Origin of the sequence: Pseudoalteromonas sp. B160 (genome assembly GCF_037162485.1) — a bacterium.
Lineage (GTDB): Bacteria > Pseudomonadota > Gammaproteobacteria > Enterobacterales > Alteromonadaceae > Pseudoalteromonas > Pseudoalteromonas rhizosphaerae.
This window is the reverse complement of record NZ_JARLUX010000001.1, coordinates 2,427,856-2,450,879: the sequence shown is the minus strand read 5'-3', so window position 1 is coordinate 2,450,879 and position 23,024 is coordinate 2,427,856. Positions and strand designations below refer to the sequence as shown.

General features: G+C 41.6%; 17 protein-coding genes and 2 pseudogenes. 6 read left to right on the top strand and 13 right to left on the bottom strand.

Translation table 11 applies throughout. The annotated features are described in order from the left end of the window. Positions 1-23 precede the first annotated feature (23 nt). From tdh to P4S61_RS11395, 4 genes are all read right to left on the bottom strand, one after another. Positions 24-1,049 (bottom strand): L-threonine 3-dehydrogenase, encoded by a 1,026-nt coding sequence (gene tdh, locus P4S61_RS11410; protein ID WP_145235065.1) that lies wholly within the window; start codon positions 1,047-1,049, stop codon positions 24-26. 54 nt (positions 1,050-1,103) lie between these two features. Next, a complete protein-coding gene (locus P4S61_RS11405) occupies positions 1,104-2,300 on the bottom strand; it encodes a glycine C-acetyltransferase (RefSeq protein WP_337118294.1) in 1,197 nt (398 codons plus the stop codon). A gap of 154 nt (positions 2,301-2,454) precedes the next feature. After that, positions 2,455-3,009, bottom strand: coding sequence for a D-glycero-beta-D-manno-heptose 1,7-bisphosphate 7-phosphatase (gene gmhB / locus P4S61_RS11400; protein WP_182735366.1), 555 nt, complete (start codon positions 3,007-3,009; stop codon positions 2,455-2,457). Beyond that, positions 3,006-4,064, bottom strand: a complete 1,059-nt coding sequence (locus P4S61_RS11395) for a glycosyltransferase family 9 protein (RefSeq protein WP_337118293.1) — start codon at positions 4,062-4,064, stop codon at positions 3,006-3,008. Before P4S61_RS11395 ends, gmhB begins: the two co-directional genes overlap by 4 nt. A gap of 128 nt (positions 4,065-4,192) precedes the next feature. Here P4S61_RS11395 and P4S61_RS11390 point away from each other — a divergent pair, with 128 nt between their 5' ends. Beyond that, positions 4,193-4,915 carry a 3-deoxy-D-manno-octulosonic acid kinase gene (locus P4S61_RS11390; protein WP_337118292.1) on the top strand — a complete coding sequence of 241 codons (723 nt, stop codon included), beginning with the start codon at positions 4,193-4,195 and terminating at the stop codon, positions 4,913-4,915. Between the two features lie 3 nt (positions 4,916-4,918). Here the strand turns inward: P4S61_RS11390 and hldE are convergent, their stop codons facing one another. From hldE to P4S61_RS11375, 3 genes are read right to left on the bottom strand one after another with little or no spacing between them, the layout of a single operon-like run. Beyond that, positions 4,919-6,358 carry a bifunctional D-glycero-beta-D-manno-heptose-7-phosphate kinase/D-glycero-beta-D-manno-heptose 1-phosphate adenylyltransferase HldE gene (gene hldE / locus P4S61_RS11385; protein WP_337118291.1) on the bottom strand — a complete coding sequence of 480 codons (1,440 nt, stop codon included), beginning with the start codon at positions 6,356-6,358 and terminating at the stop codon, positions 4,919-4,921. Further along, entirely contained in the window at positions 6,358-6,948 is a 591-nt protein-coding gene (locus P4S61_RS11380) for an SIS domain-containing protein (protein ID WP_145235052.1), read from the bottom strand. Before P4S61_RS11380 ends, hldE begins: the two co-directional genes overlap by 1 nt. A 33-nt stretch (positions 6,949-6,981) precedes the next feature. Continuing rightward, complete coding sequence (locus P4S61_RS11375; protein WP_337118290.1) at positions 6,982-8,472, bottom strand: capsule assembly Wzi family protein; 1,491 nt, start codon at positions 8,470-8,472, stop codon at positions 6,982-6,984. A gap of 153 nt (positions 8,473-8,625) precedes the next feature. On the opposite strand from P4S61_RS11375, the gene waaA reads away from it, so the two are divergent. Continuing rightward, on the top strand, positions 8,626-9,924 hold the full coding sequence (gene waaA / locus P4S61_RS11370) for a lipid IV(A) 3-deoxy-D-manno-octulosonic acid transferase (protein ID WP_182760249.1): 1,299 nt from the start codon (positions 8,626-8,628) through the stop codon (positions 9,922-9,924). Next, a complete protein-coding gene (locus P4S61_RS11365; RefSeq protein ID WP_145235046.1) occupies positions 9,917-10,480 on the top strand; it encodes a DUF1415 domain-containing protein in 564 nt (187 codons plus the stop codon). Before waaA ends, P4S61_RS11365 begins: the two co-directional genes overlap by 8 nt. Positions 10,481-10,507: 27 nt before the next feature. Here P4S61_RS11365 and P4S61_RS11360 read toward each other — a convergent pair whose 3' ends face one another. The 4 genes from P4S61_RS11360 to purL form a co-directional block, all read right to left on the bottom strand. Continuing rightward, positions 10,508-10,843 carry a YdbL family protein gene (locus tag P4S61_RS11360; protein WP_145235043.1) on the bottom strand — a complete coding sequence of 112 codons (336 nt, stop codon included), beginning with the start codon at positions 10,841-10,843 and terminating at the stop codon, positions 10,508-10,510. Positions 10,844-10,852: 9 nt separating this feature from the next. After that, complete coding sequence (locus P4S61_RS11355) at positions 10,853-11,035, bottom strand: YnbE family lipoprotein (RefSeq protein WP_145235041.1); 183 nt, start codon at positions 11,033-11,035, stop codon at positions 10,853-10,855. Beyond that, positions 11,028-13,493 (bottom strand): intermembrane phospholipid transport protein YdbH family protein, encoded by a 2,466-nt coding sequence (locus P4S61_RS11350; protein WP_337118289.1) that lies wholly within the window; start codon positions 13,491-13,493, stop codon positions 11,028-11,030. The genes P4S61_RS11355 and P4S61_RS11350 overlap by 8 nt, the downstream gene beginning before the upstream one ends. A gap of 130 nt (positions 13,494-13,623) precedes the next feature. Next, a complete protein-coding gene (gene purL, locus P4S61_RS11345; protein ID WP_337118288.1) occupies positions 13,624-17,508 on the bottom strand; it encodes a phosphoribosylformylglycinamidine synthase in 3,885 nt (1,294 codons plus the stop codon). Positions 17,509-17,761: 253 nt separating this feature from the next. On the opposite strand from purL, the pseudogene mltF reads away from it, so the two are divergent. Both mltF and P4S61_RS11335 read left to right on the top strand, forming a co-directional pair. After that, a pseudogene (gene mltF / locus P4S61_RS11340) lies at positions 17,762-19,266 on the top strand (membrane-bound lytic murein transglycosylase MltF). A 147-nt stretch (positions 19,267-19,413) separates the two neighbouring features. Next, entirely contained in the window at positions 19,414-19,581 is a 168-nt protein-coding gene (locus P4S61_RS11335; RefSeq protein ID WP_169020230.1) for a hypothetical protein, read from the top strand. Here P4S61_RS11335 and tadA read toward each other — a convergent pair. Then, positions 19,578-20,081 carry a tRNA adenosine(34) deaminase TadA gene (gene tadA, locus P4S61_RS11330; protein WP_337118287.1) on the bottom strand — a complete coding sequence of 168 codons (504 nt, stop codon included), beginning with the start codon at positions 20,079-20,081 and terminating at the stop codon, positions 19,578-19,580. The two genes, P4S61_RS11335 and tadA, sit on opposite strands and share 4 nt — an antisense overlap. Positions 20,082-20,260: 179 nt before the next feature. Between tadA and P4S61_RS11325 the strand changes: the two genes are divergently transcribed. Beyond that, positions 20,261-21,565 (top strand): inosine/guanosine kinase, encoded by a 1,305-nt coding sequence (locus P4S61_RS11325; protein ID WP_145235032.1) that lies wholly within the window; start codon positions 20,261-20,263, stop codon positions 21,563-21,565. A 20-nt stretch (positions 21,566-21,585) separates the two neighbouring features. Here P4S61_RS11325 and glsB read toward each other — a convergent pair. Beyond that, positions 21,586-22,510, bottom strand: a pseudogene (gene glsB, locus P4S61_RS11320) (glutaminase B). Between the last annotated feature and the right edge of the window lie 514 nt (positions 22,511-23,024).

Here is a 23,024-nt window from a genome sequence, read left to right as displayed (position 1 = left end):
TAATTCTCTTAACAAGTGGATAATTAATTCCAGTTAAGAATTACTTTCCCCGATTGGCCTGAAATCATCATATCAAAGCCAGCTTGGAAGTCATCTATTGAATATTGATGAGTGATGATTGGGTTTAGATCGAGCCCTGACTGAATAAGACTGGCCATTTTGTACCAGGTCTCAAACATTTCACGGCCATAAATCCCTTTGATCACTAAGCCTTTAAAAATCACTTGGTTCCAATCAACCGCCATATCAGATGGTGGAATACCTAGCATGGCAATTTTACCACCGTGATTCATGTTATTTAACATGCTATTAAATGCAACCGGTACGCCTGACATTTCTAGACCAATATCAAAGCCTTCTGTCATACCAAGCTCTTTAATAATATCTTCAAGCTTTTCATTAGCCACATTAACTGCACGCGTTGCGCCCATTTTACGCGCAAGGTCTAATCGGTATTCATTGACATCGGTGATCACTACATGACGTGCGCCAACATGTTTTGCAACTGCAGCAGCCATAATACCAATTGGGCCTGCACCTGTGATCAAGACATCTTCACCCACTAAATCGAATGACAGTGCTGTGTGTACTGCATTACCGAATGGGTCAAAAATAGAAGCTAACTCATCACTGATATTGTCTGGAATTTTAAATGCATTAAACGCTGGGATCACTAAATACTCGGCAAAAGCCCCCTCGCGGTTAACACCTACACCAGTGGTGTTACGGCATAAATGAACACGCCCAGCGCGACAGTTACGACAATGGCCACAGGTAATATGCCCTTCGCCCGATACTCGGTCACCAACACTAAAACCGCGAACTTCTTGACCCATATCAACCACTTCACCGACATATTCATGACCTACTACCATAGGCGTAGGAATGGTGTTTTGCGCCCACTCATCCCACTTATAAATATGTACGTCAGTACCACAAATAGCGGTTTTACGAATTTTGATTAATAAATCGTTATGCCCAACTTCAGGTTTTGGCGCATCCGTCATCCAAATACCTGGTTCTGCTTTTAATTTAGATAATGCTTTCATGAATCACACTCAATAAAAAAACCGCTGCGAAGGCAACGGTTTAAAATAAATTAATTAGATAATGCCCATTTCTTTACCAATACGGGTAAAGGCGTCAATTGCGGTATCTAATTGCTCAATGCTGTGCGCAGCAGAAATTTGTGTACGAATACGCGCTTGGCCTTTTGGCACCACTGGGAATGAAAAACCAGTGACGTAAATGCCTTCTGCTAATAACTTATCAGCCATTGCCGACGCAACTTTAGCATCACCTAACATTACTGGAATAATCGCGTGATCTTTACCCGCACAGGTAAATCCAGCCGCTTCCATTTGCTCACGGAAGTATTTAGCGTTTGACCATAACTTAGCACGCAATTCACTGCCATTTTCGAGCATTTCTAATACTTTGATTGATGCTGTAACGATTGAAGGCGCTAATGAGTTTGAGAATAAATATGGGCGAGAGCGCTGGCGTAACCATTCAACTATTTCTTTTTTACCTGATGTATAACCACCCGATGCACCGCCAAGCGCCTTACCTAAAGTGCCGGTAATAATATCAACACGGTCTAGCACGTTGCAGTACTCAGGTGTGCCTTTGCCGTTTTCACCGACAAAGCCAACGGCATGAGAGTCATCAACCATAACAAGTGCATTGTATTTATCAGCAAGGTCACAGACCGCTTCAAGATTACAAATAACCCCATCCATTGAGAACACACCATCGGTGGCGATTAATTTTGTTTTTGAACCCGCTTCATCGGCAGCAATCAATTGCTTTTCAAGATCTGCCATATCATTATTTGCATAACGGAAGCGCTTTGCTTTACATAAACGAACGCCATCAATGATAGAAGCATGATTTAACGAATCAGAGATAATCGCATCATCAGCGCCTAAAATTGTTTCAAATAAACCGGTATTGGCATCAAAACATGATGAATATAAAATCGTGTCTTCAGTTTCTAAAAATTCACTGATCTTCTTCTCTAATGTTTTATGAATGTCTTGTGTACCACAAATAAAGCGTACTGACGCAACACCAAAGCCATGGTCATTTAAGCCGTTTTGTGCAGCCTGAATCAGCTCAGGGCTATTCGCTAAACCTAAGTAATTATTTGCACAGAAGTTAATAACTTTATCACCAGAAGCAACTTGAATTTGTGCTTGCTGCTGCGAAGTAATAATACGCTCATTTTTATATAAGCCTTCGGCTTTTACATCTTCAATTTGCTGCTGAAGCTGAGTAAAAAACGCAGATGCTCTCATCTGTAATCTCCAAATTATTGAACGGGGTGAGCGTACTTAAGTTAACACGGCTCATCTTTGTGGCTATTGTAAAAGTTTAGTCAAACAAATGCACTGTTTGTAGTTCATCGCAGAAATAAGGAACTGACAACTTATGCTGCCAGTTTACATTGGGCTATAGCAGTATTGAGGGTAAGTCTGCTAACGAATCACAAACATGATCTGCCGAGTCGATGGCTACCGCATCAAACTCCTGCCCGGATCGTACAAGCACCCGAGTGCCAATAACCGCTTTACTTGCCGCTTGCATGTCGCTTAGTTTGTCTCCAACCATAATGCTGCAAGCTGGATTGATATGATGATCAGCGATGCCTTGCAGTAACATGCCCGGAGCTGGTTTACGACAATCACACTCTTTGAGGTATTCGGGTAATGCTTTTTTCGGGTGGTGTGGGCAAAAGTAAACATCCGTCACCTTTACTTGATGCGCAGCAAATTGGGCTATCATCCACTGTGTTAAAGCGTGAAAATCCGCCTCTGAATAGTAACCACGGCCAATACCAGATTGATTAGTCACTATGATCAGTTTATAGCCTGCATCAGCAAACGCCTTACATGCAGTAAATACGCCTGGCACAAATTCAAATTTATCCGACTCATAAACATAACCATGATCGATATTAACCACGCCATCACGGTCTAAAAATAAGGCTTTATTGATATTGCTCATAATTGCTCTTTCTCAACCACAAGGTCAAACATCAAAGCTACTTCATCAACACTTATTTGGCTCATTAGATCACTGCCTTTAACCCGCGTACCCCAAGGTAATCGCTCAGCGGTTTTACCAGTTTGCTTGAGTAAGTTTTGGTGATATACCTCAACCACGTAATTTTGATATAAATAGGGTCCAGTGCGTTTCGGGTTTGAGTGGGCATATAAACCAATAACGGGAGTGCCTACGGTGACGGCCATATGAGCAGGGCCTGTATCAGGTGCTAATACCAATGCAGCTCGTTTAAGTACGCAAAGCAACTCTTTGAGTTTGGTTTTACCCACTAAATTAAGGATTGGCGTTGTAGTGGCTGCAATAATGTCATCACTGAGCGTCACTTCAAGCTCTGTCGGGCCACCCGTAATCACCACATGAAACCCTTGCTTGTAGGCATGTTCTGCAAGCTTAGCATAGCGTTCAGCCAGCCAATTGCGTTCTTTTTTACTGGCAGCTGGAGAAATCACAAAAATTCGCCCCTCTAATCGCTCCGTACCAAGTAATTCATCAGCATTACTTTGATCATGTTCGCTGACTGGCACTTGCCAGTTTGGTTGATAATCAGGTACACCTATCGCCTGCGCAAAGCCTTTAAAGCCTTCTAACACATGAGCCTGCTGCTGTGGTGCAATGCGCTGGTTAATAAACAAGCTATGCAATTCTTTTGAGCGCGCCCAATCAAAACCAATTTTAACTTTTGCAGGAATACAACGCGCCACTAAGTTAGCTCGAAGTGCCACTTGCATATGCAGCAACACATCAAACTTACGCCCTTTAAATTGTTGTTTTAATTGCTGATAGGCTGCTTTGCCTTGTTTTTTATCAAACACCACCAGCTCAACACCGGGTAAATCAGCTAGTAACATGGCTTCAATTTTGCCGACCACCCAGGTAACTTTTGCATTGGGGTGCGCTTTTTGAATTGCCTGCACTGCAGATACGCCATGGCAAACATCACCAATTGCTGAGAGTCTTAAAATACAAATATCTGAATAGGTGGTTGAGTCAGTCACAGGTGTCCTTTGCTTTATGCTGGATAATTATCATGATCTTAAATTAACCACCCACTATTGCAAGCACTTATGCTCGGCTTTAAAACAGGTTAAGATAGCACTATCACCTGCAATAAAATAAGTACGCTATGTTTAACCAGCAAACCATCAATGAACACATTATTTTAAGCCATCCTGAGCATAGTGCCGAAATTAGCTTAAATTGGTTTGATAATGAATATTGGCAGCAGCAAGGAAAAATTGTCGGCGCCAAAAAAGGTCGCGCAACTGCATGGTTTTTCTGCCATAACGGGCTAACAGCAGTGCTCAGGCATTATTGGCGTGGCGGTTTAGTGGGTAAAGTGCTAAGTGATCAATATGTGTTTTTTGGACTGGAAAAAACCCGTGTTTACCAAGAGTTTTCATTAATGATGAAACTGTGCGAATTAGGTCTAAATGTACCAAAGCCGATTGCAGCTAAAATATCGCAAGCTGGCTTAATTTACCGTGGCGATATAATTACTCAAGCTGTTGCAGGCGCACAAAGTGTGCTTGATATATTAAAACAACGTCCCTTTAGCGCACAAGAGTTAATTAAAGTAGCACACACGATTGCGGATTTTCATAATCATGGGGTGTATCACGCTGATTTGAATATTAACAACATTCTATTTGATGAAACGGGCGAGATATACATTATTGACTTTGACCGCGGTGAACTAAAACTCCCCGCCAGTAATTGGCAACAAGCTAATATGACCCGCCTTGCTCGTTCGTTTCATAAAGAGCAAGGCCGAAATAAAGTAATGCATTGGCAAACTACAGACTGGCAGCAGTTATACACAGCATACCAGTCCACTCTTAAAATATAGCCGTTAAGCCTTTATTTTACTGATCACTTTTGACGTAGAGCAGCCATTTAAAAACTCAAATACTTCAACTTTTCCGCCATGGCGAAGTACATGATCAGCGCCTGCAATTTGTTCAACAGTGTAATCTCCACCCTTTACTAAGATATCAGGACTGATCAGCTCAATTAATTTAGCGGGTGTATCGTTTTCTTCAACTGCACCAAATGGAATTACCCAATCAACTGATGCCAAAGCGCTCAGCACCATAGCACGCTCATCAAGCGGGTTAATAGGGCGCTCAGGACCTTTTAAACGCGTTATTGATTCATCATTATTTAAACCGACGACTAGACGATCTCCACGTGCTTTGGCTTGTGCTAAGTAACGCACATGCCCCGCATGTAAAATGTCAAAACAACCATTGGTGAACACGATAGTTTCACCATTTTGCTTTGCAAACTCAATATGCTGAAGCACATCATCAAATGGGGTTTGATAATGCTCGCCGGTTTTTTGTAAGTATTGACCTAACTTACGACTTAACTCTTCAGGCGATACCGTGGCTGCCCCTAATTTACTCACTGCAATTCCAGCCGCAAGGTTAGCAATTTCCACAGCATCTTTAGGCTGCATTCCTGCACCTAACATCACCGCCAGAGTTGCAATAACAGTATCACCAGCGCCAGTAACATCACTGACTTCAAGCTGTTGCGCTGCAAAATCGTGTTTTTCATCGGCACTAATAAGTGACATACCTTGCTCTGAGCGAGTCAATAGCATGGCCGCGATCCCTGCATTGCTGATCAGTGCTCGAGCACTGTCTGCTAAATGCTGTTCCGAATCTGTTTTACCACCGGCAAGCTTGAATTCATTCAAGTTAGGAGTAATAAAATCAGCACCGCGATATAAGTTTAAGTCTGAGGATTTAGGATCAATTAGAACTGTTTTTCCAGCACCTTTAGCAAGTTTTATCATTTGCTGGATCAAGCTTAATGAGCCTTTGTTATAATCTGAGAACAAGACAAAGTCGTACTCATCTAATACTAATTCCAGACGGTTTAAAAGTAGTTGACTGTGTTGCTCAGTAAACATCTCTTCTAAGTCAAGTCTAACGACTTGTTGATGACGGCTAATCACACGCATTTTTGAAATAGTTGGCAAATCACAAACACTGACTAATTGTGAATCTATACGTTCATCAGCAAGAATTCGCTCTAATATTTGGCCGCTTTCATCTTCACCAATTAAACCCAACAAGCCAACTTTACCATCTAAACGGGCAATATTTTTTGCCACGTTTGCGGCGCCACCGGCTTTATCTTCAAATTTACTTACTTTAACTATAGGCACAGGTGCTTCTGGCGATATGCGCCCTGAATCACCATGCCAATAACGGTCAAGCATCACATCCCCAACCACTAATATTTTAGCGTTAGACAGTTTTTTTAATAACGCTAAATCCATTAACTCTGCCCCGCTACAACCATATCAATGGCTTCACATAACCAATGACCAATAAACATATGTGCTTCTTGAATACGTGCGGTTTCGTCATCTTTAATAATAATGGATAATTTAGCGATATCTTTTACTTTACCGCCATCGCGGCCTGTAAATGCAACTGTATAAGCACCTATTTCATTTGCAGCAGCTAACGCTAAATTAATATTAGCGCTAGTACCAGAGGTAGTTAAACCAATCACTAAATCCTCAGGCTTACATAACGCAAGAACTTGACGCTCAAAAACTGTGTCAAAGTGATAGTCATTACTATGCGCAGTTAAGATGGAAGTGTCGGTTGTTAGCGCCATAGATGCTAATGGACCACGTTCTAATTTGTAGCGTACGACGAACTCTGCTGCTAAATGCTGAGCATCTGCTGCGCTGCCACCATTACCAAACCAAACTACTTTTCCACCAGCTTGCAAAGTACTGTGGCAAACTTCAAGCAATTGCATTACTTGAGGGTGATATGTTTCCATCGTTTCAAACAATACTTGGTGACGGGTTAAACTTTCAAGGTAGCTGCTCGCTACAGAATCAATATTAGACATGGGTAATCCTCTCAAAATTAGTCTGACTAGCTACTACCAAAAAAGTGCCACTGACAACCACGTATAGTTATCACCAAATACATCTTCGCCGTAAGTTAAAGTTGTTTCAATATTATATTCTTGCCACTTTCGGTTGTTACTAATTTGTAATTCAATGGCTTTTTCGTAATCTGCCGTAGTTTGACCAAACTCATTTAAATAGTTACTTTTATTTTCAATGCTGGTTACTTTTGCACGCCACATAGAACTAAAATTTTCATTATAAACAAGCTCAACGGAATGAACTTGAGTCGGTGGCGCATCAGCATATACATTTAAAGGCCCTTCGGCATGCTCGTTTAAATACCGCTGATCAGCTGCAAAGTGACCGGTACTAAATCCGTCTTTGGTATTGCCATACGTTGGGTAAACTTGATTTACGTACCATAAACTATGCATATTGGTATATTCATATCTCAACGACAATTCTTTTGTTAATTGCGGTAAGAATAAGCCTACATTTGCAACCGTGTTGCCAAATTGGTAATTTTTATGATTTTTAGTATCTTCGCCACCGTATTCAAAATAAAACTCGGTGGGCATACCCCAATCAAAATTAATACTACTGGTAATCGTGACATATTGATCACCCAGCTCATTATCACGCCCTCCTTCAACCATACCTGCATTATCATTGCCGGCAGGATCAAAAAAGGCGTCAACTACATCGCTAAAGCCAACATCGCGAGGCCCACCACCAAATTGCATCATACGATTAATGCCGATTTTCCAACCCTCTACAGGCTCTAAACTAATATGTGTGCCAGCTAAACGAGGTGTGCCATCATGTAATTCATTTTGATATAATATGCCTTTTTCAACATGCTCAAGCTCAGAATAGTAAAGCTCAAAATCAAAGTTCCACCAATTATGAGCTGGTGCCACCATCCCTAATGAAATAGATGGCGAGGTACGGGCATTAGTAGAAACAATCTGAGCTGATTGTTTGAACGGCGAAAACCAATGCTCTTTGTAACCAATATTTAACTGCAAGTCATCGCCAGCAAAGCTGACAAAACTATTATAATTAATAAATTTATTTTGCTTCGCGCGATAATCGACACCTACTTGCATCAAGGTATAGTCATTAGGACGCCAAATACCCTCAAAGAATACTTGCCCCCACTCATCAGAGCTCAAACCACGTTGATTGGCAAGTTTGGTTGCATTGCTGCCATCAGCACGCACCTTAACACCTACTCGAGTAATATTATCGCTGCCTTGATAAGGCTTAATTTTAGCACGTATTTCCGCGACTAAACTTGGCTGTGCATTTTGCAATTTAGTAAGTGCCGCTTCAACTTCCTTTAGGCGATAAGGCTTTGTCATCGGTGTGCCTGACGTCAATGCAAATAACGTATCGAGTTGATGATCAAGCTGTGCATCCATGCCAATTGGTAAGTAAGCAGTTGGTGTTGCAAGTGAAGGCAATGCGCAACTCATAAAACTGGTTAATACCACGGCTTTTATCAATTTGAATTTCATAACGACTATATTTTTCATTAAGGGACGCAAATATTACCAAATTAGCCGTAACTAAACACCCAAAACTCTCTATTCTAACGCTTTTTAACAATTTCGCATTTTGCTTAAAGTGTATCCGCGTTATCATTAGTGTTTATAATTCGAGGCTGAAAAATGGCACGCTTTTTTTATTCACTGATTCTTTATTTGCTAAGTCCTCTCATAACCTTTTATTTATATATACTTAGAGGTAAAAAGAACGCAGGTTATCGCGCGCACTTTGCTGAACGATTTGGCTTCATTACAGTAAAAAACACCTCACAAGAAAGTACAGTATTAAAAGATGATCTAATTGTGATCCATTGCGCTTCAGTTGGTGAAGTACTTGCTGCAACGCCTTTGCTTAAAGAGCTACAATACCAGCAGCCAAGTAACTCATTTATGATAACCTGTAATACCCCTACAGGCCGTGAACAAATACATAATAATTTTAAAGACTCGGTACAGTGCGCCTATTTACCTATTGATTACCCTTGTGCTACAGCGCGCTTTTTAAAGCGTGTTAAACCCACGTTAATGTGTATTTTAGAAACCGAACTTTGGCCTAATCTTATGGCGCAGTGCAAACAACAGAATATTCCTGTACTGGTACTCAATGCGCGGCTTTCAGCAAAATCACAACAGGGTTATCAAAAAGTAGCGCCATTAACTAAGGTTATAATGCAATCAATTACCGCTTTAGCTAGTCATAATCATGAAGACGCTAAACGCTTTATTGAGCTTGGCCTCAATGAGCAAAAAGTGCATATTACTGGCTCAATTAAATTTGATATAAAGCCAACTAGCGAGCAGTTAGACAAAGTCGACACCCTAAAAAGCCAATACAATAATCAGCGTTTTATCTGGGTTGCCGGTTCCACGCACCCTAGTGAGCATGAGCTGATATTAGCTGCTCAGCAGCAGCTGCTAAAACAGATTCCAGATGCACTGCTAGTTATTGCGCCGCGCCACCCAGAACAATTTGATAAGGTCGCCACATTGCTTGAAGACTCACCATTGAGCTTTAGCCGCCGCAGTAAAAATAACTATCAAAGCGAGCAAGTACTCCTTGCTGATACTTTAGGTGAATTGCAATGTTTATATGGTATGGCCAACATCAATTATATTGGCGGCAGTTTAATTGCACGTGGCGGGCATAACCCTCTCGAGTCAGCGGCATTTTCTGTCGGTGTTTTAACAGGCCCGCATACCTATAATTTCAACCATGTTTACCCTGAACTGATTGCATCAGGTGGGTGTATACAAGTAAGCGATACAAAGAAGTTAGCGGAGCAACTATACGAGCTTCATCAGCAACCAGCGTTTTGCCAGCAGCTAGGTCTACAGGCAGCACAATGTGTTGCTAACAACCAAGGCGCCATCGCGAAAACGATCACCATCATTAATAAATTTTTAGAGCCACACAATGACTGAACAAACAAAATTAACCTTACCAGAACAACAAACCCGCTTATGGGTAGCTAATGTCATTGTTAAATATAACTTTTGCCCCTTTGCCCGTAAAGAAGTTGAAAATAATTGCATTCATTATCAAACTAGCCAAGCAACCAGCATTGATGATGCTGTGATGGAGATGATCGAACAATGTATTGAACTTGATCAACAACCGACTCGAGAGACTACATTATTGATGTTTGAACAAGGCTTTACTGACTTTGAGGAATTTTTAGATTTAGTGGATTTAGCCAATGCGCTATTAGTTGCCCAAGGCTTTGAAGGTAAATATCAAATAGCCAACTTTCATCCTGACTATGTGTTTGCCGATAGTGATGACAATGATGCAGCAAATTACACTAACCGCGCGCCTTTTCCTACCTTACATCTAATTCGTGAGGCTAGTATGAGTGCAGCACTTGATGATTATAATGAACCTGAATCAATTCCAGATCACAACATCAATTTAGCTCGCCGAAAAGGCATCGACTTTTGGCAACAATTACTTGCTGGATGCAAAAAGCCGAGCGCTTAGTCACTCAGCTTTTAGCAAAAAGAAATGTTACTTTTTAACCCATTCTCCGTTCACTTCAACAAAGTGACCCGATTGGGTTTTCTCAATCGTTTTAGCAGCTGCCAGCGCTTCTACTTGAGAAAGCGACAAGTTGTTCTTTTTAGCGAGCTTTAAATATTGTGCTTTACGTTTTGCATTAATTTCATCAACCACCGCTTTTGCCTCTGCATTTTGCACCACAAGCCCTAAATAGCCCGAGCTATCCTCACCAACTAGCCCTTGATTTTTTGCATCATCTAACGAAATGGCCCAAGCCGAAAACGACAAACACACCGCACTTAATAAAGTGACAATGCTTAGTTTTTTATTTTTTACTATATTCATACTTGCTCCTTAAAATAATTCGCTGTCATCACTAAATAAACTGTCGAGTTCTTTATCAACTTTTACGCGGATTTCATGATCGACCTTAACATTTAAGTTAATTGTTATAGGCTCCTTGGCGGCCACCTCAACACGATGCGTACATGCACTGAGTAATCCCAATGCGGTCAATATTACTAACCATTTAGTCATTATTACTTCCTTTTGTTGAATACTCTTGTTCAACTTTTTGCGTAATTTCATCACTTAAGCGCAGTGCTCGTAATAGTGTGAACACGTTTTCTTCATGATTATAGTTAAAATTAACTTGCTGTGCTTGCTGTTGATTATACCCTTGCAAATTAACGCCTAAGGTCATCCAGCCGTCAGGTTTTAAGTTAACACTACTTTTAATACTCTGAATATCTAAATTTTCAAGCAAGCCAAGTATAGGCCCTAACTCTTGTTGTTGAGCCTTTACCGAATTAAAAGCTGCATTATCAGTGATAAGTAATTTAGCAGCACCTTGATTAACAAGCTGCCCACCTTTAACCTCAATACCCGCTTTTGTGAAGTAAACAGGCAAGTGTCCAGCTACATTTCCAGTTAAGCTAATACCCGATTTAGCATCAAGGGTAATGACCTTGCTAGCATCTATATTGTCAAATGTAACTAATGCTTGTTGCGGCTCTTCTGTAAGGCGATATTTATCCAGCAAAAAATGCCCTGCCATAACCTTCCCTGTAAGCTCCGTAACAGCAAGTTCATTTGCCCGCACTTGCCAAAACCCTGTTAGCTGCTTCACCACAGCACCAGCTCGTAATTCATTTAGTTCAAATGTAGAAGGCACAACATTAAGCTGCCCTGAATCATAACGACCTATAAATTGAGTATTAAAATGCTTAGCAAGGTAATCTGTGTATAAACCACTTACACCGACTACCTGTAAAGAGAGATCGGCCTGTTGCAGATTAATATCACCAGCAATACGGCCACTGACTTTACCATCTGTTAAGGTTGCAAGCGGCACAAATTGATGAAGCAGTGGGTTAAGCTTAGTAACTAACTGCTCTGAAATTATCACCTCAAATGGATGAGCTGTGCTTGTTATATTATGCATTGCTACAAGCTCTATCCCTTCTACATATATATGATGAGATACTTGCAAGGCACGACTTTGTAAACCTGTTGAGCTTATGCGAATGTCGTTAAGTCGTAACTCTTCCGTTTGTAGCTTGGCTAACTTTGTTTCACTGGTTAAATCAAAAAACAATTCCCCTGCTGACAAACTTCCTGCAGCAGTTAGCTGATTCGTCAGCTGAGATAGTTTAATACTCCCCATATTAACAGTATCAATCTGACTCGATAAGCTAGCGGTTAAGTATTGATTACTTTGTAGCTTCGCCTTAAAAGTTGCTTGGTAATTATCAATGCCAATATCATGCACTTTTAATTGCCCCAGCGCTAATTGTGCTGACAATTCGAGAGCAGGCTGTGCAGCCAATATGCTATTTATTGAAAAATGCCCTTGTGCACTAATATGCTGCGCATCAACATCGATAAAATCAGGCAGCGTAGCCACTTTTAACTGATAGTTACCATCAATATCACTGCTAACAACACTCGCGGCTATATCTAATAATGCAATATCATCACTCGAAAACGACAACGCGAATTGTGCCAATAGGGTTTCTAAAGGATTCTTTATATCAACCGCTAACTGTTTAACATTCATTAGCAGTTGTGATCCTGCCTGCAATGTTAGCTGATCTAATGTCAATTGAGTGTCTTGCACAATGATCTTACTAGGTAAAACTAATCGCCAATTTAACGGTATTTGCCGAGTAACAAATTGCTGCTGTGCATCATCATCATCGATAACACCACCCAAACTTTGTAAACACTCATTTTTGCCATTGAGTGTTGTTGCTAATTGCTGAGCATCTAGGGTTAATGTTTTTGAATTTAAGTTATAGTGACTACTGACTTTGCCACTACTTTTAATTGTCATCGAGCAGGTATTAATGGCGTAAGTGAAATCAGCACCTAGCTGAGTGTCTATATCGAGTGCAATACCATCAAAAACGAACCTATGTTGGCTAGTTAAATTAAGTCCTGCAATCGAGTTTACAGTCGCGGCCTTAAATGTAGAAAGTAGTCGCTCATCAAGCTCAATATTTCCTGCCAGCTTGGTATTTTTAACGTCAACCTCAGCTTTTACATCACCAGTAACAACAAACTCATTTAACATCGGCTCATTTATGCTGATAATAAGTGGCTTTTTTAATTGAGACTGAGTGATCACTAAACGTTTTAGATGTAACAACGGGCGAGCTTGCGGTAGCGCCAAAGCAAGCTTTTTAGCCACACTAGGCTCAGTCGAAGAATCATGGTTTACCAGTATTAAATTTGCACGGTTAACCGTGATGTTTTGAGTATTGGCCGTAATATCAGCTAATTCAAGCAACTGCCCTTGATAGCCAATACATGCTCGCTGTACATGGAGATCCAGATTGGTTGTTAACGACCAATCCAAACAATGCAGTTCAACTCCAGCTTGATGCAGTGGAGGAGCAACAAAATGCAAAGTGATCGGCATGCGAAAAATATAGCCAAGTGAAAGTACACTTAGCACTAGAATTAATAACCCCCAACCTACACGCTTAAACATATTATCCTTAAAATACCTTTGACCTTTGACCTTTGACCTTTGACCTTTGACCAGCATAAACAAAAAAGGCTGCACAGTGCAGCCTTTTATTCTAGTACTAGATAATGAATCTAGTGTGTATAAATATAGTTTAACCTACATTTTTACGTGCATTGCGGAACATACGCATCCATGGGCTATCTTCGCGCCACTCATCTGGGTGCCACGAGTTAGCAACCGCACGGAATACACGTTCAGGGTGAGGCATCATTACAGTAGCACGGCCATCAGCTGAAGTAATACCTGTGATACCTTCTGGCGAGCCGTTCGGGTTAGCAGGATATTGTGTCGTAGGGTTACCGTAGTTATCAACAAACTTAACCGCTACAGTACCTGACTCAAGCGCTGCTTTCACTGCTGCATCATTAGCAAACTCAGCATGACCTTCACCGTGAGACACAGCGATAGGCATACGAGAGCCCGCCATACCGTTGAAGAATACCGAAGGATTCTCTTGCACTTCAACTAAGCTAAAACGTGCTTCAAAACGCTCAGATTTATTCGTCACAAAGCGTGGCCAATGTTCAGTGCCAGGGATCAACTCTTTTAATGTTGATAACATCTGACAACCGTTACACACACCTAAACTAAATGAGTCTTGGCGCTCAAAGAAGCTTTGGAACTGCTCACGTGCCATATCATTAAATAAGATTGATTTAGCCCAACCTTCACCAGCACCTAACACGTCACCGTAAGAGAAGCCGCCACATGCCACTAAGCCTTTAAACTCTTCCAGACTTAAACGCCCTTCAAGAATATCGCTCATGTGTACATCAACTGCCGCAAAACCTGCACGGTTAAATGCTGCTGCCATTTCTAAATGCGAGTTAACACCTTGCTCTCGTAAGATAGCCATTTTAGGCTTAGCGCCTGTCGCAATATACGGTGCTGCCACATCTTCATTTAAATCGAAGTTTAGTTTAACGTTAAGACCAGGATCTTTAACATCAAACTTGGCATCAAATTCTTGCTTAGCACAATCAGGATTATCACGACGTGCTTGCATTTGGTAGGTGGTTTCTGCCCAAATAGTACGTAATTCAGTACGCGTGTTACTAAGTACAGGGTTACCAGCGCGGTTAAATACCACACTGTCGTCACTGTTAAGTGTGCCAATTTCATGGCTGATTGCAGCAATGCCATGCTCAGCAAATACTGCGTTCACGACCTCTAAATCACTGTTAGCAACTTGGATTACCGCACCGAGCTCTTCATTATAAAGTGCTTCAATGTCAGAACCTGTTAAACCATCTAAATTAACAGTCACACCAGTATGACCCGCAAATGCCATTTCAGCCACTGTGGTAAATAAACCACCGTCTGAACGGTCATGATAAGCAAGTAACTTATTATCAGCGACTAACGCTTGCATTGCATTGTAGAAGCCTTTTAGTAATTCAGGGCTATCTACATCTGGCGTTACATCACCTAATTGCTTATAAACTTGCGCTAAACTTGATGCACCTAGTCGGTTTTTACCAGCACCTAAGTCAACCAAGATAAGTGAGGTTTCACCTTTATCTGTACGTAGCTGCGGAGTAACCGTTTTACGTACATCGTCAACACGACCAAACGCGGTGATAATAAGTGATAATGGTGCTGTTACTGACTTCTGCTCGCCATTCTCATCCCACTGGGTTTTCATCGACATAGAGTCTTTACCCACAGGAATGGTTAAACCAAGCGCAGGACAAAGCTCTTCACCCACCGCTTTAACTGCTTCGTAAAGACCCGCATCTTCGCCAGGGTGACCAGCTGCTGCCATCCAGTTAGCAGACAACTTAATGTTTTCAAGCGGTCCAATGTTAGCACAAGCAATATTGGTTAATGATTCAGCTACGGCCAAACGTGCTGATGCACCGTAATTAAGCAATGCTGCAGGTGTACGCTCACCAAGAGACATTGCCTCACCATGGTAAGTGTCATACGTTGCTGCAGTTACGGCACAGTTAGCAACTGGCACCTGCCAAGGACCAACCATTTGGTCACGAGCAACTAGCCCTGTTACTGAGCGGTCACCAATGGTGATCAAGAACGTCTTTTCAGCAATCGCAGGTAAACGTAATAAACGTGTTGCCGCTTCACTTACGTCAATATTTGCAGTATCCAGCGCTTTACCAATAACTTGTTGAGATTGCGCTTCACGGTGCATTTTAGGTGCTTTGCCTAATAACACATCCAGTGGTAAATCAACGGGGTTGTTACCAAAATGGCTATCTGCAACGGTTAAATGACGCTCTTCAGTCGCTTCACCTATTACAGCATATTGCGCACGTTCACGCTTACAAATGGCTTCAAAACGGTCAAAATATTCAACCGCGACAGCAAGTACATAACGCTCTTGAGACTCGTTACACCAGATCTCATGCGGTGCCATGCCCGGCTCATCATTCGGAATATCGCGCAGTTGGAATTTGCCCCCACGACCACCGTCATTAACAAGCTCAGGGAATGCATTTGATAAACCGCCCGCGCCCACATCGTGAATAAACGCGATTGGGTTAGCATCACCTAACTGCCAGCATTTATCGATGACTTCTTGACAACGACGTTCCATTTCTGGGTTTTCACGTTGTACTGACGCAAAATCTAAATCTTCATTTGATTGGCCTGACGCCATTGATGAAGCAGCGCCGCCACCTAAACCAATGTTCATCGCTGGGCCACCTAACGCAATCAACTTAGCGCCAACAGGAATTTCACCTTTTTGTACATGGTCAGTACGAATATTACCTAAACCACCTGCAAGCATAATTGGCTTGTGGTAACCACGCACCTCAAGGCCATTATGACTGGTTACTTGCTCTTCATAAGTGCGGAAGTAACCGACTAAGTTTGGACGACCAAACTCATTATTAAACGCAGCGCCACCCAATGGGCCCTCAGTCATAATATCTAATGCTGTAACGATACGAGCAGGCTTACCAAAATCAGTTTCCCACGGTTGCTCGTAACCAGGAATACGTAAGTTTGATACAGTAAAGCCAACTAAACCTGCTTTTGGCTTAGAGCCACGGCCTGTTGCACCTTCATCACGAATTTCACCACCTGAACCGGTAGCAGCACCAGAAAAAGGTGCAATCGCAGTTGGGTGGTTATGGGTTTCAACTTTCATCAAGATTTCAATGTTCTCTTGATGATATGCATATTCACCTTCAGCATTTGGGAAGAAACGACCCGCTTTCGAACCTTTCATTACTGCGGCGTTATCTTTATAAGCAGATAATACGTTTTCAGGGTTTAGCTCGTAGGTATTTTTAATCATTTTGAATAGCGATTTAGGCTGAACTACACCATCGATGGTCCAATCTGCATTAAAAATTTTATGACGACAATGCTCTGAGTTTGCTTGTGCAAACATAAATAATTCAATGTCGTTCGGGTTACGCCCTAACTTTTGGAAGTTTTCTACCAAGTAATCAATTTCGTCATCAGCAAGGGCAAAACCTTGCTCAACGTTTGCAGTTGCTAGCGCTTCACGGCCGCCGGCTAAAATGTCAACTGATGACATTTGACTCGGTGCATCAGTACGGAATAACGTCGCAGCGTCGTACATTGCGCTGTGCGTTGCTTCGGTCATGCGGTCATGTAATAAGGCTGCAACTTGATTTAATTGCTCAGCGTTTAAGTCACCTTCAACATAATAAGCGATGCCGCGCTCAACACGGTGTACTTGAGTTAAGCCACAATTATGTGCAATATCCGTCGCTTTTGAAGCCCATGGCGAGATTGTGCCAGGACGAGGCGTTACTAACACCAAAGTGCCTGCAGGTGTATGTTCGGCAATCGTTGGACCATAGGTAAGTAACTTCTCAAGCTTAGTTTGCTCATCACTTGACAGCTGTGCGGTTAGATCTGCAAAGTGTGCATACTCAGCGTATACATTAGTGACTGGAAGTTGCGCCTGTTGGCAACGGGCTAAAATTTTCTGAACTCTAAAATCGGAAAGTGCTGGTGCACCACGAAGGATCAACATAGGTATTTTCATCCGGGGTTAGGGATTGAACGATATTTTAGGCGGGTATTATATACTCAAGTAACTCGGAAATACAGGTTAAGCAGGGAATTAAAATTGCGGCAAGAGCGCTATAAGTTAGCATCGTTTATTACTAATAATGCCTAGTGGCAGATGAAATATCAAACACAGTAAAGTCAACTATGACAAATCGCCAAGTGACGTCATCGCAAAGTTTTGATATAAGGGTGTAATAGCATTCAAGGGGCACAGTATGTTTAAACAAAAGCTAATAACAATCATTACGTTAGTAATGCTTTTGTGTGCCTGCGATATGCAACAGCAGCAATCTCAACTTAGCCAAATAAAAACTCAAAACAAAATCAGAGTGGGTACGTTAGCTGGAGCAAGTAATTATTATCAAGCAGTGCAAGGTGAACAAGGATTTGAATATGAGTTAGCCCAAGAGTTTGCAGATCACCTTGGGGTTGAACTGGAGATGGTGCCATTTTTTAACTTATCCGACATGTTTTCACGCTTAGATAGCGGCGATTTAGACTTAATAGCCTCTGGTTTAACGTACAATAAAGTACGCGCCCAAGATTACCGTTTTGGCCCAACCTATCGCACAATTAGCCAAAAACTGGTTTATAAACAAGGTAGAGTAAGACCTCGTGATTTTGATGATCTAACCGATAACCTGACAGTACTTGCCAAAAGTAGCCATTCATTGGCACTGCAACAAATTAAACAAACTCACCCCAATTTAAATTGGCGCGAAACAGAAGATCTCGACGAAGAAGAGCTATTACAAGCAGTGATCGATGGTGAAATTGATTACACTCTTGCCGACTCACATACCCTATCGTTGTTTCGTCGCTATCACCCTAATCTTAGTATTGGTTTTTCTGTTACTCGTAACGATCCCATTGCTTGGCTGCTGCGCAAAGACGGCGACGATTCGTTATATGCGTTAATGGTGCCGTTTTTTGGTGAAGTAAAACAAAGTAATCAGCTTTATGTACTTGAAGAAAAATATTTTGGCCATGTCCGCCAATTTAACTACGTTAATACCCTTGCCTATATTGAAGCAATTAAAGAAACACTGCCAAAATATCAACCTTGGTTTGAGCAATATGCAGGCAGCCTAGATTGGCGATTACTTGCAGCTTTAAGTTATCAAGAATCAATGTGGAATCCGCGAGCAAAATCCCCACAGGAGTTCGTGGTATTATGATGCTCACTCGTGATACTGCAAAGCAGGTCGGCGTAACTAATCGTCTTGCTCCTGAGCAAAATATCAAAGGCGGCGCAGAATATTTGACGAAGCTAGAAAAACGAATTCCCGACCGCGTTCCTCAGCCAGATCGTACTTGGCTAGCTTTAGCATCCTATAATATTGGTTGGGGTCACGTGAACGATGCTCGTATTATTACCGAGCAGCAAGGTGCTAGCCCTGATAAATGGGCTGATGTGAAAAAACGCTTACCGCTATTAATCAAAAAACGTTACTACCGTAAAACCAAGTATGGCTATTCGCGCGGTGACGTTGCAGTCAAGTATGTGGATAATATTCGTCGTTACTACGATGCACTAGTTTGGTTAGATGAAAATGACGCGATCAGCACACCGACTACTGAACCCGATGATGCAGAACAAATAGATCAACCTACTACCCAAGCTGCTGAGATTAAAAATCCAAAGCCTGCCACAATACAAACCACGGTCTCCCCAACAAAAGATGACAGTATCGATGAGCAAGCACCGCAAAAAAGATAACGGCGAACAATAAAAATAACTTTAAATGCGATAGGTACGCGCAAACTAAAATATCTATTTACTTGTCATCAAATGATCACTAATGTGTAGTATCAAGTATATAATTAACTTATATCTTTTCTCACTCTCACATTTTCAGGAGAAACCATGCTGAAACGTCGGCGTACACATTCGTTCAAACGAAATGTTATTTATTCATCATCTACCCGTCGCAGAATAATGCTGCGTAATTTACATAGAAAAGTAATTTGGCGTCGCAGAATGTTTGCAATGCAACAAATGGCAGAGTTAAGCATTGCAGCACCTGCAGGTTAAGCCTTCAGGTCACGCAAAGCTTTCTTTGCAGCTTTTATTTCTTGACGGCGGCGTTTAAAAAAATCAGAAATAGTTTGCCCACATAACTCACCTAGTATTCCGGCCTCAACTTCAACCTGATGATTTAATCTAGGATCTTGTAATAGATTCATAATAGAGCCTGCTGATCCTGTTTTTTCATCCGCAGCACCAAACACTAAACGTTTGATACGACTGTGTACTAGCAACCTGGCGCACATAGAGCATGGCTCCAACGTGACGTATAAAGTACAATCAATCAAGCGGTAATTATTAACGACCTTGCCACCTTCGCGTATCGCAATCATCTCTGCATGAGCAGAAGGATCGTTATCGGTAATCGAACGATTGTAGCCAGCTGCAATCAACTGATTATCTTTGACCAGTACAGCACCGACAGGAATTTCATTCAACTGCTCCGCTTTTTTTGCATACTCTAGAGCTTGCGCCATCCAATATTGATCGTTCAATTGTTCACTCATTGACTTAATCTTTAACTAATTATTGTTTAATTATACTCACTTAGGTCATTAAAACGCTAAATATACTGATTAGTGATAAAAATAAAACAAATTAAAACAGCTTTAACATGGCTCACCCCGTGCGATTTACGATATAATCTCTCGCTTTTTTTATTTAGCTCACAACACACGGGTAGCAAATGAAATTTCCTGGACGCCGCAGGCATAAACATTATTTTCCAGTGGAAGCCAAAGATCCACTTACTAATCAACTCAACGCCAGTGATAAGTTGCAACGCAGCTACATCACAGGGATAGATCAAATCGTAGTTGATATAGAAGCTAAAGTCGATCAAGCTTTCCTTGACGAATTTCAACTGCGCCGAGGTATGTCGCAAGTTATTGATAGTGATATAACCAATGCATTATATGACCGCTTAAAACTCAACGATATGATCGATTATGAGTTTGCAGGCGGTACTATCGGCAACACTATGCACAACTACTCAGTATTAGCGGATGACCGCTCTGTACTACTGGGTGTGATGAGTGAAAACATTAAAATTGGTAGCTACGCTTATCGCTTTTTATGTAACACCTCAAGTCGTGTCGATCTCGACTACTTACAACCGGTAGATGGTCCGATCGGTCGCTGCTTTACACTCATTGACGATACTGGTGAACGTACTTTTGCGATCAGCGCAGGGCTGATGAACCACCTACGACCTGAATCAATCGATCAGGAGTTAATAGAGAACTCATCGGCATTAGTGATCAGTGCTTACTTAATGCGTACGCAAGGTTCTGAGACGATGACAGAAGCAACAATGCAAGCTGTCAAATATGCCAATGATGCTGGCATCCCTGTCGTACTCACTCTTGGTACTAAGTTTTTAATCGAGCAAGACCCTACTTGGTGGGCTAGTTTTGTTGAAAAACATGTTGATATTTTAGCAATGAATGAGGAAGAAGGGCTGGCAATAACTGGCTTTGAAGACCCTCTACTTGCTGCTGATAAAGCACTTGATTGGGTAGATTTAGTGATCTGTACCGCAGGTGAAAAAGGCTTGTTTATGGCAGGCTACATCGATGAGCAATTTAAACGAGAAACAGAATACCCATTGCTGCCTGGCGCAATACCAGATTTCAATCGTTATGAGTTTTCGCGCGCTATGCGCAAAGTTGACTGTCAGCAGCCAATTCGTGCATACAGCCATACAGCGCCATTTATGGGTGGTCCAGACTCTATTAAGAACACCAATGGTGCAGGAGATTGTGCATTAGCGGCGGTACTACATGACTTATCGGCAAATGTTTACCATAAGCTCAATGTTGGTAATTCAGCTAAACACCAGCAACCGGCAATGACCTACTCATCATTAGCACAAATTAGTAAGTATGCTAACCGTGCCAGTTTTGAGGTGTTAGTACAGCATTCACCGCGCTTATCTCGTGGTTTACCTGAGCGTGAAGACTGCCTCGAACAGGTTTATTGGGAGCAGTAACAACTCCCAATACATATTAGTTAAAAAATAGAGATATCAAGTTTTTTAGATAGCAGCTCAAGGGCTGCTATTCCTGCCACCGAGTTGCCAAATGAATTTAACCCTGGCGACCACACAGCCACTGTAAACTTATTCGGTAACACCGCTAATATAGTGCCCGATACTCCTGATTTACCGGCATACCAACCCTATAACCAAAATCGCCCGCCGCATCATAGAGGCCGCTGGTAAATAATAATGAGTTGAGCTGTTTGTTTTGCAGACTTGAAAGTACGCGTCTATTAGACACGTTATCTATCCCTTTATTGGCACAGAAAGTTATATGCTTTAGCCAATTCGACACAATTGAGCTCTATTGCACAAAAATTAAAATATGCCCATAACACATCGTCAACTTCGTTTTTAAAGTTACCAAAGGACTTCATTAAATGCCCCATAGCAGCATTACGATGACGAAATTCATACTCAGAATTAGCGACCTTTTTATCAATCACTATGCCCTTATTTCCAGACAATAACCTAAATGTTTCTAACATTGAATGCATAGGTGCAGACAAGCGGCTATATAACGCATCACAGGTAACGATAGCACCGGCATTTATGAAAGGGTTACGCGGTATACCCTTTTCAAACTCAAGCTGAGTCAAAGAGTTAAACGCAGTACCTGACGGCTCTTTGCCGACTCGTTGCCATAATTCATTACCATAGCGCTGCAAGCGCTAACGTTAACGTCATTACTTTAGAAACAGATTGAATTGTAAAGCGTTGCGAGCAATCGCCTGCGCAAAATGTCTGGCCATCAGTCGTATATATAGCAATAGAAAATTGGTTAGCATCAACCTCAGCCAATGCTGGAATATAATCCGCCACTTTACCTTGTGATAACAGTGGTTGCACCTCAGCGGTAATTTCATTTAAGACTTGTTGATAATCAGAGGTAGGCAAGGTAACCCTCATTGGCATTGAAAACAGAAATAAAATTCTACCATATTAGAAGAAAAGCAGACTGACTTTATTACTCAAATAATACCTAATAAAACACGCTTACAGTCACTTATTAATAATGCTAATTTGCCTTTTACTTACAAAGAGTGCGAGCTTGCCTATCACTTATAGAGGGCGCTAGTTTTCAAGATTAGAAAATGACAGTACACGCATGTCAAAGGTTAACGCTGACGGCTCGAAGCCAATAGCTTTCCTGCAGACGTAAAAAAGCCCGACTATTGCTAGTCGGGCTTTTTCTCAATTTGGAGCTTGGTGATGTCATAGTGCCCACAGCGGTAGAGAGTCACATAGCAAATGTATAGAGTCGGCTTTAGGCTCTTATTCTTTTTACCTAAAACCTATTGCCTTTCACCTCGAACCTTTATTTTTACTTTATTCCAGACGTAAAAAAGCCCGACTATTTCTAGTCGGGCTTTCTCAATTTGGAGCTTGGCGATGTCGTAGTGCCCACAGC

What these genes read in the sequence shown, in the direction of transcription:
- tdh (WP_145235065.1), bottom strand. Translation starts at nt 1,049, where the DNA reads ATGAAAGCATTATCTAAATTAAAAGCAGAACCAGGTATTTGGATGACG.
- P4S61_RS11405 (WP_337118294.1), bottom strand. Translation starts at nt 2,300, where the DNA reads ATGAGAGCATCTGCGTTTTTTACTCAGCTTCAGCAGCAAATTGAAGAT.
- gmhB (WP_182735366.1), bottom strand. Translation starts at nt 3,009, where the DNA reads ATGAGCAATATCAATAAAGCCTTATTTTTAGACCGTGATGGCGTGGTT.
- P4S61_RS11390 (WP_337118292.1), top strand. Translation starts at nt 4,193, where the DNA reads ATGTTTAACCAGCAAACCATCAATGAACACATTATTTTAAGCCATCCT.
- hldE (WP_337118291.1), bottom strand. Translation starts at nt 6,358, where the DNA reads ATGGATTTAGCGTTATTAAAAAAACTGTCTAACGCTAAAATATTAGTG.
- P4S61_RS11380 (WP_145235052.1), bottom strand. Translation starts at nt 6,948, where the DNA reads ATGTCTAATATTGATTCTGTAGCGAGCAGCTACCTTGAAAGTTTAACC.
- P4S61_RS11375 (WP_337118290.1), bottom strand. Translation starts at nt 8,472, where the DNA reads ATGAAATTCAAATTGATAAAAGCCGTGGTATTAACCAGTTTTATGAGT.
- waaA (WP_182760249.1), top strand. Translation starts at nt 8,626, where the DNA reads ATGGCACGCTTTTTTTATTCACTGATTCTTTATTTGCTAAGTCCTCTC.
- P4S61_RS11365 (WP_145235046.1), top strand. Translation starts at nt 9,917, where the DNA reads ATGACTGAACAAACAAAATTAACCTTACCAGAACAACAAACCCGCTTA.
- P4S61_RS11360 (WP_145235043.1), bottom strand. Translation starts at nt 10,843, where the DNA reads ATGAATATAGTAAAAAATAAAAAACTAAGCATTGTCACTTTATTAAGT.
- P4S61_RS11355 (WP_145235041.1), bottom strand. Translation starts at nt 11,035, where the DNA reads ATGACTAAATGGTTAGTAATATTGACCGCATTGGGATTACTCAGTGCA.
- P4S61_RS11350 (WP_337118289.1), bottom strand. Translation starts at nt 13,493, where the DNA reads ATGTTTAAGCGTGTAGGTTGGGGGTTATTAATTCTAGTGCTAAGTGTA.
- purL (WP_337118288.1), bottom strand. Translation starts at nt 17,508, where the DNA reads ATGTTGATCCTTCGTGGTGCACCAGCACTTTCCGATTTTAGAGTTCAG.
- P4S61_RS11335 (WP_169020230.1), top strand. Translation starts at nt 19,414, where the DNA reads ATGCTGAAACGTCGGCGTACACATTCGTTCAAACGAAATGTTATTTAT.
- tadA (WP_337118287.1), bottom strand. Translation starts at nt 20,081, where the DNA reads ATGAGTGAACAATTGAACGATCAATATTGGATGGCGCAAGCTCTAGAG.
- P4S61_RS11325 (WP_145235032.1), top strand. Translation starts at nt 20,261, where the DNA reads ATGAAATTTCCTGGACGCCGCAGGCATAAACATTATTTTCCAGTGGAA.